The 20,041-nt window shown below is 39.1% G+C and carries 16 protein-coding genes and 1 riboswitch; of the genes, 3 read left to right on the top strand and 13 right to left on the bottom strand.

Going from position 1 to position 20,041, the window contains the following annotated elements:
• Window position 1: 1 nt before the first annotated feature.
• The 3 genes from NQ782_RS03545 to NQ782_RS03535 all read right to left on the bottom strand — a co-directional run bounded on the left by NQ782_RS03545 (window position 2) and on the right by NQ782_RS03535 (window position 3,482).
• Complete coding sequence (locus tag NQ782_RS03545) at window positions 2-127, bottom strand: hypothetical protein (protein WP_001000629.1); 126 nt, start codon at window positions 125-127, stop codon at window positions 2-4.
• Window positions 128-289: 162 nt separating this feature from the next.
• Window positions 290-3,001 carry an SIR2 family protein gene (locus NQ782_RS03540; RefSeq protein WP_086231148.1) on the bottom strand — a complete coding sequence of 904 codons (2,712 nt, stop codon included), beginning with the start codon at window positions 2,999-3,001 and terminating at the stop codon, window positions 290-292.
• A 127-nt stretch (window positions 3,002-3,128) separates the two neighbouring features.
• The gene (locus tag NQ782_RS03535) at window positions 3,129-3,482 is read right to left on the bottom strand and encodes a helix-turn-helix domain-containing protein (protein ID WP_000024055.1); all 354 of its coding nucleotides are present in this window, start codon (window positions 3,480-3,482) and stop codon (window positions 3,129-3,131) included.
• Between the two features lie 93 nt (window positions 3,483-3,575).
• Here NQ782_RS03535 and NQ782_RS03530 point away from each other — a divergent pair, with 93 nt between their 5' ends.
• Entirely contained in the window at window positions 3,576-4,112 is a 537-nt protein-coding gene (locus NQ782_RS03530; protein ID WP_001196264.1) for an NAD(P)H-dependent oxidoreductase, read from the top strand.
• Between the two features lie 38 nt (window positions 4,113-4,150).
• Here NQ782_RS03530 and uca read toward each other — a convergent pair whose 3' ends face one another.
• From uca to NQ782_RS03510, 4 genes are all read right to left on the bottom strand, one after another.
• Entirely contained in the window at window positions 4,151-7,756 is a 3,606-nt protein-coding gene (gene uca, locus NQ782_RS03525; RefSeq protein ID WP_000475267.1) for an urea carboxylase, read from the bottom strand.
• A 2-nt stretch (window positions 7,757-7,758) separates the two neighbouring features.
• Complete coding sequence (locus NQ782_RS03520) at window positions 7,759-8,412, bottom strand: urea amidolyase associated protein UAAP2 (RefSeq protein ID WP_000217385.1); 654 nt, start codon at window positions 8,410-8,412, stop codon at window positions 7,759-7,761.
• 15 nt (window positions 8,413-8,427) lie between these two features.
• Window positions 8,428-9,168 (bottom strand): urea amidolyase associated protein UAAP1, encoded by a 741-nt coding sequence (locus tag NQ782_RS03515; RefSeq protein WP_001090539.1) that lies wholly within the window; start codon window positions 9,166-9,168, stop codon window positions 8,428-8,430.
• Window positions 9,169-9,196: 28 nt separating this feature from the next.
• Window positions 9,197-9,292, bottom strand: a riboswitch (guanidine-I (ykkC/yxkD leader).
• 190 nt (window positions 9,293-9,482) lie between these two features.
• On the bottom strand, window positions 9,483-10,646 hold the full coding sequence (locus NQ782_RS03510; protein WP_001202386.1) for a zinc-dependent alcohol dehydrogenase: 1,164 nt from the start codon (window positions 10,644-10,646) through the stop codon (window positions 9,483-9,485).
• 252 nt (window positions 10,647-10,898) lie between these two features.
• On the opposite strand from NQ782_RS03510, the gene NQ782_RS03505 reads away from it, so the two are divergent.
• Window positions 10,899-11,330, top strand: coding sequence for an SRPBCC family protein (locus NQ782_RS03505; protein ID WP_000921226.1), 432 nt, complete (start codon window positions 10,899-10,901; stop codon window positions 11,328-11,330).
• A 60-nt stretch (window positions 11,331-11,390) separates the two neighbouring features.
• On the opposite strand, the gene NQ782_RS03500 is transcribed toward NQ782_RS03505, so the two are convergent.
• Window positions 11,391-11,951, bottom strand: a complete 561-nt coding sequence (locus NQ782_RS03500; RefSeq protein ID WP_086231147.1) for a TetR/AcrR family transcriptional regulator — start codon at window positions 11,949-11,951, stop codon at window positions 11,391-11,393.
• A 750-nt stretch (window positions 11,952-12,701) separates the two neighbouring features.
• On the opposite strand from NQ782_RS03500, the gene NQ782_RS03495 reads away from it, so the two are divergent.
• Window positions 12,702-13,526, top strand: a complete 825-nt coding sequence (locus NQ782_RS03495; protein WP_057094473.1) for a DUF2971 domain-containing protein — start codon at window positions 12,702-12,704, stop codon at window positions 13,524-13,526.
• A gap of 61 nt (window positions 13,527-13,587) precedes the next feature.
• Here the strand turns inward: NQ782_RS03495 and NQ782_RS03490 are convergent, their stop codons facing one another.
• From NQ782_RS03490 to NQ782_RS03470, 5 genes are all read right to left on the bottom strand, one after another.
• Complete coding sequence (locus NQ782_RS03490; RefSeq protein WP_000698627.1) at window positions 13,588-14,808, bottom strand: chloride channel protein; 1,221 nt, start codon at window positions 14,806-14,808, stop codon at window positions 13,588-13,590.
• Window positions 14,809-15,109: 301 nt separating this feature from the next.
• Window positions 15,110-16,828: a biotin carboxylase N-terminal domain-containing protein gene (locus NQ782_RS03485; RefSeq protein ID WP_057093009.1), complete on the bottom strand. Its 1,719-nt coding sequence runs from the start codon at window positions 16,826-16,828 to the stop codon at window positions 15,110-15,112.
• A complete protein-coding gene (locus NQ782_RS03480) occupies window positions 16,828-18,411 on the bottom strand; it encodes an urea amidolyase family protein (RefSeq protein ID WP_001211804.1) in 1,584 nt (527 codons plus the stop codon). The genes NQ782_RS03485 and NQ782_RS03480 overlap by 1 nt, the downstream gene beginning before the upstream one ends.
• Window positions 18,412-18,443: 32 nt before the next feature.
• Window positions 18,444-19,250, bottom strand: coding sequence for a putative hydro-lyase (locus tag NQ782_RS03475; protein ID WP_267581176.1), 807 nt, complete (start codon window positions 19,248-19,250; stop codon window positions 18,444-18,446).
• 11 nt (window positions 19,251-19,261) lie between these two features.
• The gene (locus NQ782_RS03470; protein ID WP_000496076.1) at window positions 19,262-20,026 is read right to left on the bottom strand and encodes a LamB/YcsF family protein; all 765 of its coding nucleotides are present in this window, start codon (window positions 20,024-20,026) and stop codon (window positions 19,262-19,264) included.
• Window positions 20,027-20,041 lie beyond the last annotated feature (15 nt).

Raw genomic sequence — 20,041 nt, 5'->3', positions numbered from 1 at the left:
CTTATCCTTTTGTTTTAGGCAGCTGATTGTTTTGTTTGATATATACGCCTGCACGTACGCTAAGTAATTCGACTAAAAAGGCTTTTAAAGTTTGCTTTGGTTGAACCACAGGTTTTACATCGTTCATATCACACCTCTAGCTTGGTATTACCAAATTCAGTTTTTGTATTACTGATATGAGATGCAGAAAATGTGCCAGTTTTTAAGGGGGGTTTTGATAGGTGTGGCAGAAATTTATGAGTGATTTTTGGGCAAAAAAAAGCCCCATGCACAGGGATGGGGCTTTTAATTAACTAGCTCTATCTAATGTCACAATCATATGTTTCTCATAATTATTCCGTAGTTGCTGCTTTAAGTTATCTGATATTACTGGCCATTGTTGGAAATAATAATAAAAGTGGTGATCAATATTTATTAATGTCTTGATGTTCGATAAAGTTTGCTGGTCATCCATAAGTGATTTACAAGATATCGTAATTTCTTGTGAAAGAGATTTAGAAACGATCTTCTTCAATTCTTCATAAATACTATTTGATAATTGCCCATTATTAATTTTTTTGTAAGCAGTAGCTTCATTAATTTTTAGCACAGCTCTGTCATCCTCATCCAAATCTTGAATAATCTCAGAGCTATTTTTCAAACATTCTAGAACTTGATCAAATTTCTCTGCTAAAAGTAAATCATAGGTATATTTAATTAAATATCTTGAAAAACTTGGACAGAGTTTTCTTGTATTTTCTAAATAATCCATAAATTCATCAGATTTTGCCCCATACAGCAAAAGTGAAACATTCTTTGAAAATAAACTAGCTTCATATGGTGTTAATTTATCTTGATGGTTTTTCATTATCAAATCTAAACTTCTTACTTCATCTTTTAAATCTAAACTTTCCAGAAGAGAAACTAACTCTAAAGCAATTTCATAAACATTTTTATGATTAATACATTTTTCGATTAGATTATAAAATGAAATATCCCTTACATTTAAAGAAATCATAAACATAGTTTTATATAAAAAATAAAATATATTGCTATCAAACTCAGGTTTCGAGAAAAAGTTTACGGCCTCTTTTTTAATATCACTATCTTTTTGATAACGTTCTAACATTTTTCTTTTATTAAACAACATAGCAAAACTTTTAATAATATATCTTTTTTGTTTCTTACTAGATTTATCAATATTTAAAAAAATTTGATTATAAAATTTTAAAAAATCAACTGAGGAATCACTCTTTATTAAGTAATTAATTAAACAATCAATGCTATTTTGATGTTTGGGACTCACAGTTAAAACCTTAACAATTAATTCTTTTATTTGATCATTAGTTTCATCAATAATTTTATTACGATTAAGAGTACTTGAAGTTTTCTTTGAAATTAAATCTTTTTTAATAAAAAGCAATTCTACTTTTATTTCATAAGCAAGGTTATCCAAACTATTATCAATATTCAAACTTTCTTCAATATAATTTAAACACTTATCAACATTAATTAAATCAGGTTCAACTTTACTCTTCAAATAGTATGAAAGATAACTTCTACAAATATCATTTCTAATTGATGCACTATAAGGAAACAAATCAAGAATAGATAATAAGTATTCTATATTTTTTTTACTATCATTAATAAGTAATATTTTTTTATGATGATAAGTTAAATTAAATTTATCACTTGCTATTAAACTATTAATTGCTTCATTGGCCTGCTCGATCTTTTTTTCTTTTTCAAGACAATCTATTTTCATAAAAAATAAATTTTCCTGAAACTTTGTTAATTCACTTGATAGATCACATCCGCTATCTTGCAAAAGCTTATCAATTTTAGCTACTGTTTTATTAAAACTACCGGTTAGAATCAAATTTTGTATTTCTAGTATTTGTTTAAATTCTATTGAAGATAAATTATTATTTTGATTAGATTCATTTAACTTTGCAATTAATTCAGAAATATCTTGATTATTAGATTTTTCTTTTAATTTAAGTAAATCTTTTCTAATATAATCATTAGAACTTAAATTAAAATCATCTTTAATAAAATTCTCAATACACTTATCAATTTTTAAAGAATTTTTTTCAGAAAACTGTTTTAGATTAATGCCTAATTCATTATTTAATTCTGCAAATAATTGATCAAAACCATCAATTTTCACACAATAAACTTTATCTTTCCATAATATCTTTCGAACCTCATGTGATATCTCATCATCTTCTCTAAAACACCAATATACTCCATTTTTAAGATATTCTTCTTGCTGTACTAAATAATTTAAAACATCCATGATGGACCTATCTTGGCCAGAATAACCAACAATTATTAATCCATAATCTTTTGAGAATTCAATAAACTTTTCTCTTGTGTTATTTTCTAAACTTTCGGTTTCCTTTAAAGTATTCTTAATATCATCAAATAAATAATCTCCATGCAATTTAATAATTTTAGGTCTATCAGATAAGACTGAAAGACTACCTATTGAGGAATCATGAGCGCAAACATGGGGCCTAACATCCGAAAAGTGATAAAATGCTTCATTTAACAAATCATCAAAATTAGTTGTAAAAATTGTATTAAATGCTTTTTCATTAACAAGATTGATTAGATAATTATATCCTATAGATGGTTTTTTATTATCTACTATTGATTCTACAAACCTTCTTCTTTGAGATGGTAAATCAAATTTCCTTTCAAATAGAGAAGAATATTCATTTTGAGGATTATACCAAATCCCCTCATTTTTAGATAAATAATTAATTATTTCCAACTCATTATCTTTTAAAGATTCAATATTACTATCAAATACTTCTTTATATATTTCTTCGCGCCATTGTTTAACTAAACTTCCTCCGGTTGGTATTCCAGATGTTACAGATGCACCAGCCCCTAAAAATACACTATATGACGGATAACCATTATTACGTTGAACAAACCTTGCTAGATCTTTAATTGATCTAGTTTTATTTTTAAGTTCTTGTTTAACTAAATCTTTAAACTTTTGATTTTGCATTTTATTCCAAGGATTTTATTAAGTGTAAAGTTTAAATAATACTCTTTGATAAATATTAAAAACAATACTTTATCACTAATAATTTGAAGAAATTATTGGTGATAAGTTACAACAACTAATTTTTATACTATTTTGGATTAATCATCGTATGTGCCCATACCGATAAAGACTCTAAAACAGGCTTAAAAGATTGACCTAATTCGGTCATTTCATAAACCACCTTAATCGGTGCTTTTTCACCATAAACGGTTCGAGAGATTAAGCCACTTTGCTCTAATTGCTTGAGTTGCAGGCTTAAGGTCATTTCTGTGATGGTTGGCATTAATTGATTGATTTCATTAAAACGTTTTGGCCCATCTTTTAGATAATACAAGATCACGCATTTCCATTTTCCACCGACTAAATCCATAGCCATACTGATATGACATGGATACGTTTTTCCATTCATGGTGATTTCACATTTATTTTCAGTATTTGCCATTTTTAAACGCTACCTATCAACTTTGATAGTTATTGTACACCCATACTATAAAAATTATAGTGACTATGATTTTTATAGCTACAAGGCATTATTATGGCTTTACTGATTTTGGCTCATCCCTACTACGCTCAATCAATTGCAAATAAAACGATTGTGAATGAACTCATAAAAACCTATCCGGACCTTGAAGTGCGAGATATTTTCCAGCTTTATCCGGACTATAAAATTGACGTCAGCGCTGAACAAGAAGCGTTGTTACGCCACGACACGATTATTCTGCAATATCCAATGTTCTGGTTTAATATGCCGGCAATTTTGAAGTTATGGTTTGATGAAGTTTTTACTTATCAGTTTGCTTATGGCTCTCAGGGCGACAAATTAAAAGATAAAAAAGTCATTATTAGTATGACGGTCGGGCAAAAAGAAGCGAACATGGTGAACGACCAAGAAAACTTAATCGATAGCTTTTTAAAATCAGTTCAACATTCAATTCAATATACGCAAATGCAGTTAAGCGGCACATTTTTGCTTTATGACGTATCGCCTTTATCGGGTAACCCAGAGTCGAAAATTAAATTAGAAGCTGTTGAACATGGCCATAAAGTATTAAAACATTTGACCGAAGCATAATAAAAAAGAGAGCATCAATATCGATGCTCTCTTTTGGTTTAAGCGACTGGTGCCAAAGTAAATAGCACTTGTCCTGTTTTTACGGTTTGCCCTTTTTCAATGGTAATGGTTTCTACTTTCATGCGTTCCGGCGCAATAATCGGAATTTCAATTTTCATTGCTTCAATTACTGCAAGGGTTGCACCTTCTTCAACAATATCTCCTGATGCACATTCGATTTTCCAGATTGAACCCGGCATGTGTGATTCGACTGCACAGCCTCCTTCAGGAATAACCACGGTTTCACCTTCATCAACAGCATCTAGGCTTTCAGAGATATATTCTTGTAAGCCCGCTTCGTGCCAACGGCGGCGCTCAGCCTCAAAGTTAGCTTGTTGCATGTCTTTAAAGGCTTGAATGCTGTCTTGATGTGTTTTTAAAAACTCGTTGTATTCTTTTAAGTTAAGCACACCATCTTCAATACGAAGTTGTAGTCGGCCCGCCTTAAAGTCTTCACGCATTTGTAGAAGTTCAGTCTCAGAAACTTCATAAAACTTAACTTGGTCAAAAAAGCGCAGTAACCACGGTTTGCCTTCTTCGAAGTTGGCATTTTTACGGTAACGGCTCCACATTTGGGTCGTGCGACCAACAAACTGGTAGCCACCCGGCCCTTCCATACCGTACACACACATATACGCCCCGCCAATGCCGACCGCATTTTCAGGTGTCCAAGTTCGCGCAGGGTTATATTTTGTGGTGACTAAACGTTGGCGTGGATCGAGTGGCGTTGCAACGGGTGCACCTAAATACACATCGCCTAAACCCATCACCAAATAGTTTGCGCTATAAACCACATCTTTAACTGCTTGCTTTGAAGCTAAGCCATTAATACGGCGAATAAACTCGACGTTATCTGGGCACCACGGTGCATCTGGTCGAACAATTTGTGTGTAGCGCTCAGTTGCAAGTTGAGTCTGCGAATCTTCCCAAGCCAAAGGCAAATAGACAGTCCGTGAAGGCACCTGCATATTTTGAATATCGGGTAATTCGGCTTCTGCTTGTTGAAGTTTCTGTAAAAGTTCAAGTTGATCGAGCTGGATTGAATCAAAATGAATTTGCAGTGAACGAATGCCAGGTGTTAAGTCGATAATACCTTGAATGTTTTGATCTTTGACCCATTGCATGAGTGCATGAATACGGAAGCGTAAATTTAGGTCAAGTACTAACTCGCCATATTCCACCAACAAATAGCTATTTCCTGCTGGTCGATAGGTCACGCTTGGTAAACCAGCGTCACCGTCTAAAGTAGCTAAAATGGCATCTTTTAAAGTATCGGGTTCTGCTTGAATGGCTGGGTTAAAATCGATCTGAGTTGTATCAGTCGCGGTTAAACTTTGATGATATTTTTGATCGAGTGCTTTTGCTTGCGCATAACTCACGGGTACAAATTTGACCTTGTCGCCTGCTTTTAGCTGCCCGATTTTCCAAAGTTCGGAATGAATGACTACCGCAGGGCAAACAAAGCCACCTAAGCTCGGACCATCTGGACCCAAAATAATTGGCATATCGCCCGTAAAATCAATTGCGCCAATGGCATAAGCATTGTCGTGAATATTGGAAGGATGTAAGCCTGCCTCACCACCGTCTTCACGTGCCCACTCTGGTTTTGGGCCAATTAAACGAATGCCTGTGCGGCTTGAGTTATAGTGAATTTCGAACTCATTGGCAAAGAAGGTATCAATATCTTGTTTAGTGAAAAAATCTGGTGCGCCATGTGGCCCATACATGACGGCAATTTCCCAGTTTTGGGTAAAGCTAGGAATTTGCGCTTGAGCTAAAGCTGTAGTCGATTGAGCGGAATATTCAGTAATTGGCAACATATCGCCAATTAATAAATTACGGCCTGCATGTCCACCAAACTGCCCTAAAGTGAAAGTCGCCTGTGACCCTAAATACTCAGGAACATCGAAACCACCTTTCACGCCTATATAGCTACGGCAACCTGAACGGATAATCCCACATTTTAAAACTTGGCCTTTTTTTACATTGATGGTTTGCCACATCGGCACCAGTTCGCCATCAAGTTTTGAAGGCATATCACCGCCCGTAATCACAATTTGGCTGTCGCAGTGAAACTTTAAAGTTGGCCCTTGCAAGGTACATTCAAGCCCTGCCGTATTTGGCTCATTGGCTAGAAGCTGGTTTGCCACAGTTAAACTGAGTGGATCGATGGCACCTGATGGCGGCACCCCAACATCCCAATAACCTAGTCGACCTGTTACATCCTGAATGGCGGTTTGAATGCCAGCCTGCAACACCTCAATTTTTTGAGTTTTCCATTCAAAGGTATTTAAAAATCGGGTGGTTTGAGTACCTAAAGCAAACACATCACAAGCAATAATATTCTGCAAATATTCCAGATTGGTTTCAATCCCTGCGACTTGCGTGTCGGCAAGACTAGCACTCATTGCCTGTATGGCTTGGTCCCTTGTTGCAGCAGTTACAATGATTTTAGCAATCATTGGGTCATAAAAAGATGATACTGTTGAACCTGTTTCAACCCATGTTTCGACTCGTGCTTGCGCGTCAAATTTAACATGTGTGAGTAGGCCTGCACTCGGCTGGAACTGTTTAATTGGGTCTTCGGCATAAAGACGAACCTGAATGGAATGTCCTGTTGGCTCTAACTTTTCTGTGGGTGCTGACCAGTCACCGCTTGCCAAAGTAACCATCCATTCAACTAAGTCGACACCAAACACTTGCTCGGTCACGCCGTGCTCGACTTGCAAACGCGTGTTGACCTCTAAGAAATAAAATTCTTGCGTTTCGGTGTCCATGACAAACTCAACCGTGCCTGCCGAACGGTAGTTCACCGACTGCATGAGTTGAATCGCAACTTTTTGCAAGTAGTCACGTTGCTGTTCATTTAAATGTGGTGCGGGTGTTTCTTCAATGACTTTCTGATTACGGCGTTGCACCGAGCAATCACGCTCACCCAATGCCAAAACTTTCCCTTGCCCATCACCAAAAATTTGTACTTCGATATGGCGTGCATGTTGTACAAATTTTTCTAAATACAAACCTGCATCTTTAAAATTGACCTGCGCTAAATAAGATACGGTTTGGTAGGCATCTTTTAATTCAGTTTCATTCCAGACCAGACGCATACCAATACCACCGCCACCCGCGGTACTTTTCAGCATGACTGGATAGCCAATACGAGCAGCTTCGGTCAAAGCCTCGGCTTCATTAGCAAGTAATGAGCTACCCGGAAGTAGAGGCACATTGCTTTTAATAGCAAGTTCACGTGCAGTATGTTTTAAACCAAAATCGAGCATTTGGCTTGAAGTTGGCCCAATAAAGGCAATACCTTGGCTTTCGCACAAATCACAAAACTCGGCATTTTCAGACAAAAAACCATAACCGGGGTGAATAGCTTCTGCTCCCGACTGTTTTGCTACTTCAAGGATTTTTTCAATATTTAAATAACTTTGATGGGCAGGTGCAGGACCAATCAAGAAAGCTTCATCGGCCAAAGTCACGTGTAACGAGTCACGGTCGGCCTCGGAGTAAACAGCTACCGAAGCGATCCCGAGTTTTTTAAGGGTGCGAATTACGCGACAGGCAATTGCACCGCGGTTAGCAATCAGAACTTTTTTAAACATGCTTACACCCCTTCCGCTTCACGGACAACCAGTTGAATTTTGGTTGGGTTATAGGCATTACATGGGTTATTGAGCTGCGGACAATTGGAAATTAAAACAATTAAATCCATTTCTGCCCGAACTTCGACATATTTCCCCGGCCCTGAAATTCCATCATCAAATTTAAGCTGACCGTCTGGTGTAACAGGCACATTCATAAAAAAGTTAATGTTTGGGCCAATATGACGGACATTTAAGCCATGCTTTTTTGCAATCGGGTGTTTTGCCAAGGCATACATAAAGTTGTTACGGCAACTATGCATTGGGTAGGTTTCATGTGCATAGCGAACTGTATTACTTTCACAAGAACAAGCACCGCCAATGGTGTCATGGCGCCCGCAGTTATCATCATGAATAACGGCTATTGGACGGCCCAAATTACTGTAGAGTTTGGTGCCCTTTTCTAAATAGATTTGTTGGTTGATAGCCAAGGTATCCATTGCGCTATAACGCTCAGTCGGGTTTTCTGCACTCATAAATAAAGTATCGACTGCTTGGTTTCCCTCAAGGTCAATAATTCGAAAATATTGGCCTTTTTTAACCTCGCACATCCACGCTTCGCCAGCAGGACAAACTTCATTTAAAACTGCTTTTTCAAATGATTGTAAAACTGTCATGATGCTTCTCCTGATTTAAATATTGCTAAGTGCGTAGTAGCGGGCTGTGTTTTGAAACGCGCGCTGATTTTGCGAACATGCATCACGACAAATATCGCTGTCTGTTAGAGAATGGGCTTTAAATAAACTGAGTTGAATATCGGCAGGTTGATAGCTTGGGCTGGTGTCTAAACCATGCGGCGCAGCAGATAAAAATACTAAGCAGTCCATTTCAAAACGCAGTTCAATGCTTTGATTGGTGTTATCAGAACTGGCATAAGACAAAGCACCGTTTTCATCTGGTGCAACTTTAGAAAATAGATTAACGGTGGCACTGAGATCTTGGCTGGCAAGTCCGTATTTACACATTTCAATGAGTAAGCTGTCTAAGCCGTTTTGGTACATATCATTGCGGGCATCTTGAAATGTACGAGTACCGAATTGCTTTTCAATTTGTTCTGGTCGGCTTGGGCCACAAAGTGCATCATTCCAACCATGATCATCACGAACAATGGAAGCCATGACACGGCCAAGGTCTGAATACAATACGTTGGAAGCTTTTAAATAGGCAGTGTGTTGCCCTTTTAAACTGTCGGGCATGTTAAAACGTTCAAGCACATCAGCAGCATTTACACAAAACAAAGAAACATTTGCCTGAGCGCCAAGCGAAGTAAATCTAAGAATAGTTCCTTTTTGAATACGACCCGACCAGTGATGTCCTCCGGGTAAAAGTTCGGTCCAAATCGCCTGATTGTTATGATAACTTGCAGTGTTCATAGCCACTCCTGTCGGATAGTTTTAGACTTCCTCCCGGGCTTTTATCCCTCCGTGTAGTTCGCTAGGAACCGTGAACTCTCGGTCCAGACATACTGTAAGTATCGGAACCCTAGATCACTTTTGATTGTTTAAGACTATGCAAAGGATATGCCAGCTTAGTATTACGTTTTTGGAGAAAAGTAATACTCAATTTGAGCAAATTGGGTGCGCTTTAGAATGGAAAATAAAAAGCTGCACTAAAAATTGTGCATCTTGAAAATAAAAAAGCCCCTTTCACTAAGAGGCTCTAGAGTGAAATTATAAGATTGAGAGTTTTAAGGAAGCAGAATCACCTTACGGCAGTCCTCTTCTCTTTCATTAAAAATGCGGTATCCCTCTGCGGCATCTTCTAATTTCATTCGGTGGGTAATAATTGTTTCAGGTGTTAATTCGCCACGCTCAATCAATTCTAATAGTTGCGGTAAATATTGATGCACATGGGTTTGTCCCATTTTAAAAGTTAGCCCTTTATCAAAAGCATCACCAAATAAGAAACCATGAATTGGACCTGCATATACGCCCGGTACACTCACCACACCACCACGGCGAACCGCGGCTATACATTGACGAAGCGCTGCGCCACTTGAACCTTCAAGTTTTAAATTGGTCAGGACTGTTTCAATAACACTGCCCTTTGCCTCAAAACCAATCGCATCAATCACCGCGTCGACCCCACGGTAATTGTCCGTATTTTGAATAATAAATTCGGCTGCATCGACTTCATCAAAATTAACCGGAATAGCGTCATAGGTTGCCGCCGCATAGTTCAATCGATATTCATTGTGATCGACCATAAATATTTTTTCAGCCCCAAGCATCTTGGCACAAGCAGCACTTAATAGCCCGACTGGACCAGCACCATAAATTGCAACGGTTGAGCCACGTTTCACTTGGGCATTGGTCACGGCTTGCCAAGCCGTAGGCAAAATATCGGTCAAGAAAAGTACTTTTTCATCTGACAGTGAGCCGGGTACTTTAAAAGGTCCTTTATTGGCTTTTGGTACGCGAACATATTCTGCTTGCCCGCCCGGTACACCGCCGTAAAGATGACTATAGCCAAATAAAGCTGCACCCGGTGGAATCTGCTTTTTATTGATAATCGCGCCGCGCCCTGTATTGGTGGTCTCACATGCAGCGGTTAAGTCAAGTTGGCAAAAGAAACATTCACCACAGGCAATCACAAATGGCACAATCACACGGTCGCCCTTTTTGACTGCGGTGACGGCTGGACCGATCTCTTCAACAATGCCCATGAACTCATGCCCAAAGATATCGCCATGTTCAGTCTTTGGGATTTTGCCTCGATATAAATGTAAGTCGGAGCCACATATCGCTGTGGCAGTCACACGTAAAATAATGTCATCTGGTTCTTGAATAATTGGGTCTGCAACCGTTTCTACTCGAACATCTTCTGCACCGTGGTAAGTAAGAGCGCGCATTTGTTATTCCTCTATTTCCTATAATTGTCATTTGATTATGAGGAGGCTTTCTTTACGGTTTGCAACGATTGTTATTTTTCACGTAAGGCATATTGCTCAAATGCAAATGAATTAAGGCTCCACTTCTAACAAAAAACATGCAATATAGAGATGAAATCACGCCGACGAACTAGAATTCCACCCTAGTGAAAAGCATGCTAATATCCAAATTCTGACAATTACTCATGTCAAATTTACTTTAGAGGGAACAAGATGTTAAAAACTCAAAAAATCAACATCGTACAAGAATTTGATGCGCCCGTAGACAAGGTCTTTGCCGCCTTAAGTGAACACGAAAATCTAAGTAAACTTTTTGCCCCTGCTAAAGTCACTCGCATTAGTAATGGAAAGGATGCACGTAATGGGGTTGGCTCTGCACGCAAGATGTCTATTCCGTTTACACCTTCATTTGTTGAAACAAATTTAGTCTACAAAGAAAATGAACTGATCGAGTACGCAATTACAAGCGGCATTAGCCCAATTAAGGCACACCGTGGTGTGATGCAATTTACAGACTTGGGAAATAACCGAACTCGTTTAAATTACACCATTAGCTTTAAAGGTCGCGTTCCTTTTATTGGCCCAATTATTAAAGCGGCTTTACAAAATGGCGTGAGTCGTGGCCTTAAAAAGCTTAAGTTTTAATAACCCCATACTCAGTAAAAAAGCCCAGTGATGGGCTTTTTTATTTTACTGTTTCTAGACTTAACACTCAGACAGCTTTCTTAAAAAATAATCTAATAATTTATCTCGTTCATCTGTTTCCTCTTTACTTAAAAGCTGAACCATTGCCCCATCAATCACAAACAAAAACATGTAAGCATCTTCCATTAAAGCTGTGGGTTTGACGGTTAAAAGTAGGCCATGTATTTGGGTCACTAACCAGTTTCTATAATCAACCACCACTTTGTAGGCAGTGGGATAAAACTTTTCAATTTCAAAAATGGCTTTAAAAGGTAAACGGTACAGCCCTTCGAGGTTGGCATGGAGATAAAATATTTTTCTCAGCTTATCAAACACCATAAGTTCACGATAAGAATGAATAATAGAAAATACCTCTTCTTTTAACCCATCTTTTTGAAAGGTTAAGCACATTTCAATGAGCCTTTCTTTTGAATGAAAATGGTTATAAAACGTGGCTTTGGTCACCTTAGATTCGGCAATAATTCGGTCAATACCGACTTTATGAAATCCATATTGGTTAAATAAATCTTTTGCTGTATGAAGCACTCTGAGTGCTCTAAATGAAGCTTCTAAATTTGGCATAGTTATACCGTTTAAAATAATTTTTTGTTGTATATAAAAGAGATAGACATACCGTCACTCTTAAATTGAGTGCTAAATACAGGCATGCAAAAGCCGCACAATAAAGATGTGCTCGCCTATCTCGGGTTTATTGTTGCTATGATTTTTTAGTCGTAACGATGTTTAGGTGTAAAAACCTAGAGTCGGTTAAACCAATTTATAGAGTATTTAAACGGTATAAATAGAGAGATTTTGGCAAAGGCCAAAAATTGAGAAGAAATAGTACGCATAGCGGACTCCTAGATGAAATAGAAGTTCTACCAGATCACTGCTAAATGATTATGGTGGCAGAACGAAAGAGGGTTAGCAGACCAGTCATCTAGGAACTGGCACGCCCGAAGGCGTCCCTCCTCCGTCCTACCGCTACGAAGGGGGACGAACGAGTTCACCACCAAAAAATTACTTTTTTGATGTTCTAGATGAAAACGGTCTGCTAAAACCGACTGGCAATGTAGGCCAGCAGGCAAAGGATAGTATTCGCTATTATTGGCGTCAAGCGTAAGAAATGACAATCGTATTAAAGTAGAGCGGTTGGGGAAATAAAAGCTATTACGGTTTGGATTATGAAATATTGCGAATAATAAACATCTTTATTTATTCTTTTCTTAATATGATATATAAAAATATTAATTTTAAAGAAGTTCTTCATAAAATAGTTTTATCTAACTAGAACACTTTAGACATAGAAATTTTAGATATTGAGGGAATTTAATGTTAATTTTTGAATATGAATCTGACATATATTTATACCATTATACTAAAGCATCTACAGCGATAGATTACATTTTAAAAAACAAAAACTTACAACTAGGAAGTATGCTCAACACAAATGATCCAAAGGAATCAAAAAATTGGCTTTTTGAATTAGGTACCAATGAAAATGCTGATTTAGATAAATATGATCTGTTTGACACTTCATCAAAGGTAGATTTTATTATTAAGTCTTCGACCTATATGCTTTGTTTCACCAAAGATAAAGAATTAACAGGTGATCATATTCAAGATATAACTAAAAGAGGATATGGTCATTCAAGGATGTGGGCACAATATGCAGCAAACCATACGGGAATATGTTTAATCTTTGAGAAAAAACTTTTAGAAAAATCATTCATTGCAACTTTTAATAGTTATACATATTTTATGCAAGATGTAAAATATATAGATCGTTTTATTGGGGAAAGGGATTCTGCTTATATTGTTAATGTTGATTATTTAGAAAAATTGGGTTTAGAAGACTATGCTTTGGCCCATGCGGAAACTTATAAAAATAGGCTTTTTTTTGAAAAATTAGAAGATTGGAAAAATGAAAATGAGTATAGGTTAATTCTTCAAGGATATAAAAATAAGCAACTCTTATTTCCATATGAACATTCTCTAAAAGGTATTGTTTTCGGGGCGAGCTGTTCAGAAGCAGATATACAGAATATAGTGGATCTTACTCACAATATGGGAATAGAATACATTCAATTAAAATGGCGTAATTGCAGTCCATGGTATGATTTTAGAAAAGTTTTTGTAAAATCAAATCAATTATAAAAAATTAAAGATAACCTAATTGAAGAAAAATCCAATCAGGCCTTTTGTTATAACCCCGGTACTAATCCATCAACTTTTTACGGCGATACAATCCACAATTCCCAGAAAATAGCGCTGCCAACAAACAAGTAATAATCGCATAAGTCGCAACATTCATTCCAAATAGCTCAACAGCTAAAATAATAGAGGTTAACGGTGCCTTACTCGCGCCTGAAAAAAGGCTGACCAAGCCTAGGCCTGCAAGCAATGAAATTGGTAGATTTAAAACTGCGCCTAAAGCATTACCTAATGTCGCACCCACATAAAACAGTGGTGTAATTTCACCGCCTTTAAAACCTGAACCTAAAGTGATAGCGGTAAAAATGGTCTTGTTAAAAAAGTCGTAAAACTCAATCGGCACATAAAAAGATGAAATGATTTTATCTGTACCCAAACCATTGTATTGCTGATGCGCAGTGAACAAAGTAAGTAGCATAATGACAATACCACCCGCCATCGTTCTTAAAGGCAAATACCGAACGTATTTATAAAAAACGTCACTCGCAAAATGGATGGCTGCAATAAAGAAACGCGCAACTAAACCAAAGATCAACCCTGCCGCAATCAGGCTCATGAGCGTTCCAAAATGAATAGCTGGAAACTCACTAATCACATAAAAAACATGCGGATGAACTATTTCGAATAGCTCAGGGATGGCCGAAGCAATCAGCGCCGACACAAAACATGGGAAAATGGCTGAGTATCTTAAATTACCTAAGGCAGTAATTTCTAAACCATAGATTGCACCCGCCAGAGGCAAGCCAAACACCCCAGCAAAGCCCGCGCCGATACTGGCGATTAAGCAAATTTTTCGGTTATCTTCCGAGATTTTTAAAATATGGCTCAGGTGGTCAATTAAAGCACCCGAAAGTTGAACTGCTGGCGCCTCTCGCCCTGCCGAACCACCAAACAACTGCGTTAAAATTGAGGTGATAAAAATGATGGGGCTCATTCGTTTTGGAATAAACGACTTGGGTTGGTGAATTTCATCTATGAGTAAATGAGTTCCGCGTTCGATGGGTGAACCATATTTTTTAATGAGATAACCAATACCAAAACCTACAAAAGGCAAGAAATAAATAAGCCAGTGATGCAGGCTTCTCACTTTATTTGAAATATCAAAAGCCACAAAAATTAAAGTCGATGCTAACCCTGCAACGACTCCAATCACAATCGAAATGACAAGCCAGTAGACACTGTATTTTAGAATTTGATCATATTCAGATGAAGGTAGAATTTTCATTCGCTTTCTTCAATTCGCCTTTGAGGGAGTGCCAAATTCTCAAATTGTTTTTATGCTGCCAGCTCATTAAGTGAGAAATGCTTAAACTGGGCTAAAAATTAAAGCCCGCATATGCGAGCTTTCAATACAGTGATTAATTTTTGTATCACCAAACTGTGACAAATATCTCATAATTACTGTATTTTTTCAAGACGAAATTCGTTAACGACAACGTAGAAAAAATTCCTCACTCACTTGATAGATAAAGGTTATGTTGAGCCGTAGCGGACTAAGACTCAATCAATTTAAAACAGTTCAAAGCTTAGTGAATACTCGCAATAGCAGTTTCTGCATGGCAGGTCGCGCCTTTCTCGGCACCAATCTGAATAACACCACTTCGATGTGCCAGTACTTGAACTTCCATTTTCATGGCTTCCATAATGGCAACCACTTGCCCTTCTGTGACTTGCTCACCATTTTCAACTTTCCAAGCGCTAATCACACCATTGATGGGCGCAAGTAAATGCTCAGCACTGACTTCTGGCTCGGCTGTTTGGGCTTGAACGGCGGTTGCTGGCCCTTGTGCAAACATGCCCGCAGGTAAACCTAGACGGTGTAACTTGCCATCAATTTCAATGTAGCTCAGCAACATTGGTTGTTGATGGTTTGGAATGCCACGTTTGGTTGGCATTAACTCTTGTTTAAAGTCATTTTCGATCCAGCGTGTATGTACATTAAATTCATCTGTAAAGTCAGGTTCATTGAGTACCGCACGGTGGAAGTCTAAAACCGACGCCACGCCTTCAATTTTGAATTGTTTCAAAGCACGTTTCGCACGGGCAATTGCAACTTCGCGGGTTGGACCAGTGACAATCAGTTTTGCCATGAGTGAGTCGAAGTGGCTAGATACTAATGAACCCGTGCGAACGCCAGTGTCCACTCGTACACCATGACCAAATGGCGCTTCAAACAAACTCAACACACCAAAGGCCGGAATAAACCCACGGGCTGGGTCTTCGGCATTAATGCGAAACTCAATGGCATGGCCTTGTGCTTTCGGTGTTTCTTTAATAGAAAGCTCATGGCCTTGTGCCACGCGAATTTGCTCAACCACCAAATCGACTTTGGAAGTTTCTTCGGTCACTGGGTGCTCAACTTGCAAACGTGTGTTTACTTCTAAGAATGAAAGCTTGCCATCATGACTCAGTAAATATTCAACTGTTCCCGCACCGACATAGTTTGCAGCCTGACAAATATTTTTTGCCGAGCTTAAAATTTGTTGGTAAATCTCATCGCTAATAAATGGCGCGGGCGCTTCTTCGACTAACTTTTGGTTGCGGCGTTGCAACGAGCAATCACGCGTACCCAGTACCACAATATTGCCATGTTGGTCGGCTATTACTTGCGCTTCTACATGGCGCGGTTTATCAAGATATTGCTCGACAAAACATTCACCACGGCCAAAGGCCGCTTTTGCTTCACGTACTGCCGACTCATAAAGCTCTTTGACTTCTTCGAGTTTCCACGCGACTTTTAAGCCACGCCCACCACCACCAAACGCGGCTTTAATGGCAATTGGTAAACCATATTGTTTGGCAAACTCTAAAACTTCATCTGCATTGTTGAGTGGGTCTTGCGTACCCTGAACCAAAGGCGCACCAACCGAAGCTGCAATTTTACGTGCTTCGATTTTATCACCTAGTTTTTCAATGGCACTTGGAGATGGCCCTACCCATTTTAAACCTGCATCAATCACAGCTTGGGCAAATTCAGCACGTTCAGATAAAAAGCCATAACCCGGATGGACCATGGTTGCTTTCGATTTTTTTGCAACTTCGATAATGGCTGGAATATTTAAATAGGTTTCACTGGCAGTCGCACCAGCCAAGCCCCATGCTTCATCTGCAAGTTCGACATGCATGCTATCAATATCGTCATCTGCATATAACGCGACCGATGCAATTCCCATGTCACGACAAGCATGAATAATACGAACGGCAATTTCACCGCGGTTAGCAATCAATAATTTTTCTGTATTCATCATTCATTCTCAAAATCTGTAAATTCGGCAATTTTTTTAAATTTGATGCAGCAACCTGCCGGAATCTGTGCCACCAAATCCCAATGGTGTTTAGCAACTGAAGCAATGACCGGATATCCGCCCGTTAAAGGATGATCATTCATAAACAAAACCGGCTGCCCACTCGGTGGAATTTGCAAAGCGCCAATACACGTGCCTTCACTTTCCAGTTCATGGGTAATTTTGCGAGTTAGAGGCTGCGCACCTGAAAGTCTTAGCCCGACACGGTTGCTTTCATTGGTCACGAGCCATTCTTGCTGACAGAGCAGTTCAATACTGTCTTGTTCGAACCAATCGGTACGTGGTCCCATCACAATATCTAGCTCAACGACTTCGCCAGCTTGTGGCAAATCGGTTTTACCAACTTCATTTACGCTAATATTGGCTGCCTTTACTTGCCCTTGGTAAATGCTATCTCCAAGCTTTAAAGGCTCTGGCCCTAACACTGCTAAGCTATCAAACGAAGCACTATTGAGCACTGGTTCAACGTCTATACCACCGCGAACTGCCAGATAGTTTCTTAAGCCTGCGGTTGGTGGCTGAATTTGAAATTCATCGCCTTCATCTAAATCAATCGGTTGATAGCTTGCAAAGTCCGCGGTTTGACCGTCGGCAAATTTCACACGAATGTTTGAAATGGCACCTGCCACCGCAATAACGCCAGCATGCTGCATTTTGGCTTTTAGGCCGCCATTTAAAACTTCAATAACGGGTGTATCGGTTGGATTCCCGACAATACGGTTAGCACTATGCATTGCAGACAAGTCCATTGCACCTGCCACACCAACACCAATATTGGTCTGATTTAAACGCCCTTCGTCTTGAATAAGCATTTGTAAACTTGGCGCGGTAATCTTAAATAGTGGCACCGATTGTTTCGGCTCAGCCTTACGTGTGATTTGCTGCGGTACAGTCACCGTAGTTGGACGATGCGTGACATCTTCAAAATGTACAGTCATGCCCGGTAACAGCAATGCAGGATTTTTACGCTCTAAATCCCACATTTTTTCTGTTGTTGTACCAATCAGCTGCCAACCACCCGGACTGTCTTTTGGGTAAATACCAGAGTATTTTCCAGCCAACCCCAAAGAGCCTGACGGTATTTTTTTACGTGGGACCGTTAAGCGTGGAATATCGGTAAAAGGCTTATCGGGACTGCTCATATACGCAAAGCCCGGCGCAAACCCAATAAAAGCCACATTCCACACGCTTTGGTGATGTTTTCTAATCATATCAGCAACAGTCAGCCCTTGTAACTCGGCAACTTGCGCAAGGTCTTCGCCGTTATAGCAAATCGGCACAATCACTTCTTGGCTGCTACGCTCAAATCCAGAATCAATTTTGAGGCTCTGAATTGAAGCAACTAGCGTTTTAAAATTGGTTTCGATCTCATTAAAAAAAACCAAAATTGTTTTTGCAGCGGGGACTAAGTCTTTAATTCCATTCAATTGCGTATTTTGCAATTTATTGTACAACGCCAATGTTTCTTCTAGGCTCGCAAGCTCAATTAGAAAACAATCGGCGTTTACCGATAAAAAACGCATTTGCTTATCCTTTTTAATTCTTCTTTAGCTATTTAGCCTATCCAAGCACGGTCAGGAATATCGGTAATAAACATGTAGCCCGGTGCATGACTAATGGCAAAAGGAATTTTCGAGTTCATGACTGCTGCTTGCGGTGTTACCCCACATGCCCAAAATACTGGAATTTCACCCGCTTCTATACGAGAAGCATCACCAAAGTCAGGCTTATTTACATCCTTAATGCCTAAACTTTCAGGATGACCAATATGTACAGGTGCCCCATGTACACTTGGCATACGCGCTGTAATTTTTACCGCTTCACTAATTTGATGCGACGGAATTGGTCGCATGGACACCACCATGTTTCCTGAAATACGCCCTGCCGGTTCGCACTTTATATTGCTCAGATACATCGGCACATTGGTGTCATCATGAATATGACGAACTTCAATACCCGCTTCTTGCAAAGCCGTTTCAAACGAAAAACTGCAACCAATCAAGAAAGTCACCAAATCAGGATGAGCATTATAAATTTCTCTCGCATCGGTCACTTCATCGACCATTTCGCCATCTTTCCAAATGCGATAACGTGGAAAGTCAGTTCGAATGTCTGAATCTGCTGCAAGCTTAGTTGCATAGATGCCTTCTTCGAGCACATCAAGCACCGGGCTGCTTTGCGGGTTACGGTGTGCATAGAGTAAAAAGTCATATGCCCAATCTCTTGGCACTGAAATCATGTTGACCTGCGTCATACCCGCAGCCATACCCGCGGTTGGTTTATCGAAACCTGCACGGATTTTTAAACGTGCATGTAATGCGGCTTCAAGCTGAGCTGGGTCGACTTTAATATCCTTATACATTGCGCTCTTCCTTATGCTTTATTTACAAATGGGCGAATTTCAATATTATTTTTTACAAGCTCGGCTTTAATGGCAGCCGACATTTCTAGTGCACCGTCGGTATCGCCGTGTAAGCAAATCGTGTCAGCCTGAATTGGGGTAAATACGCCATCAATTGACTCGACCCCACCATTTTTAAGCATAGACACCACACGGCTCGCAACAAATGCCGAGTCGTGTAAAACCGCACCTTCTAAACGGCGGGAAACTAATGAACCATCACTGTTATAGGCACGGTCTGCAAAAGCTTCTGATACAACTTTTAAACCAGCAGCTCGTGCTTGCTCGACTAAGTTTGAACCCGCCAAAGCAACTAAAACCAGTTCAGGGTTATACATTTTAATGGCATCAATTACGGCTGCTGCCTGAACTTGGTCGTGAGCAATCGTGTTGTAGAGTGCGCCGTGTGGTTTAACGTACTGCACTTTTGAGCCAGCTACTTTCGCTAAACCATCGAGCGCAGAAATTTGGTAAAGCACATCGGCAATGAGTTCATCACGTGACAAATCCATATTACGGCGGCCAAACCCAACAAGGTCTGGGTAAGACACATGAGCACCAATGGTCACACCAAGCTCTACGGCTTTACGAACCGTTTTTAAAATGCCGAGCGGATCACCAGCATGAAAACCACAAGCAATGTTAGCACTGGTCACGACAGGTAAAATTTGGTCATCATTACCCATTTTCCATGAGCCAAAGCTTTCGCCCAAATCACTATTTAAATCTACAAACATGGCATTATTCCTTTA

This window comes from Acinetobacter sp. BD54, from assembly GCF_044778325.1.
Classification (GTDB): domain Bacteria; phylum Pseudomonadota; class Gammaproteobacteria; order Pseudomonadales; family Moraxellaceae; genus Acinetobacter; species Acinetobacter baumannii.
Note: the sequence above shows the minus strand (reverse complement) of the source record. Positions and strands in the feature narration are given on the sequence as shown.

Coding starts and splice junctions, on each gene's coding strand:
- NQ782_RS03500 (WP_086231147.1), bottom strand. CDS start 11,951: ATGCCAAATTTAGAAGCTTCATTTAGAGCACTCAGAGTGCTTCATACA.
- NQ782_RS03480 (WP_001211804.1), bottom strand. CDS start 18,411: ATGCGTTTTTTATCGGTAAACGCCGATTGTTTTCTAATTGAGCTTGCG.
- NQ782_RS03530 (WP_001196264.1), top strand. CDS start 3,576: ATGGCTTTACTGATTTTGGCTCATCCCTACTACGCTCAATCAATTGCA.
- NQ782_RS03490 (WP_000698627.1), bottom strand. CDS start 14,808: ATGAAAATTCTACCTTCATCTGAATATGATCAAATTCTAAAATACAGT.
- NQ782_RS03515 (WP_001090539.1), bottom strand. CDS start 9,168: ATGAACACTGCAAGTTATCATAACAATCAGGCGATTTGGACCGAACTT.
- NQ782_RS03495 (WP_057094473.1), top strand. CDS start 12,702: ATGTTAATTTTTGAATATGAATCTGACATATATTTATACCATTATACT.
- NQ782_RS03485 (WP_057093009.1), bottom strand. CDS start 16,828: ATGAATACAGAAAAATTATTGATTGCTAACCGCGGTGAAATTGCCGTT.
- NQ782_RS03545 (WP_001000629.1), bottom strand. CDS start 127: ATGAACGATGTAAAACCTGTGGTTCAACCAAAGCAAACTTTAAAAGCC.
- NQ782_RS03475 (WP_267581176.1), bottom strand. CDS start 19,250: ATGTATAAGGATATTAAAGTCGACCCAGCTCAGCTTGAAGCCGCATTA.
- NQ782_RS03470 (WP_000496076.1), bottom strand. CDS start 20,026: ATGTTTGTAGATTTAAATAGTGATTTGGGCGAAAGCTTTGGCTCATGG.
- NQ782_RS03505 (WP_000921226.1), top strand. CDS start 10,899: ATGTTAAAAACTCAAAAAATCAACATCGTACAAGAATTTGATGCGCCC.
- NQ782_RS03520 (WP_000217385.1), bottom strand. CDS start 8,412: ATGACAGTTTTACAATCATTTGAAAAAGCAGTTTTAAATGAAGTTTGT.
- NQ782_RS03540 (WP_086231148.1), bottom strand. CDS start 3,001: ATGCAAAATCAAAAGTTTAAAGATTTAGTTAAACAAGAACTTAAAAAT.
- NQ782_RS03510 (WP_001202386.1), bottom strand. CDS start 10,646: ATGCGCGCTCTTACTTACCACGGTGCAGAAGATGTTCGAGTAGAAACG.
- uca (WP_000475267.1), bottom strand. CDS start 7,756: ATGTTTAAAAAAGTTCTGATTGCTAACCGCGGTGCAATTGCCTGTCGC.
- NQ782_RS03535 (WP_000024055.1), bottom strand. CDS start 3,482: ATGGCAAATACTGAAAATAAATGTGAAATCACCATGAATGGAAAAACG.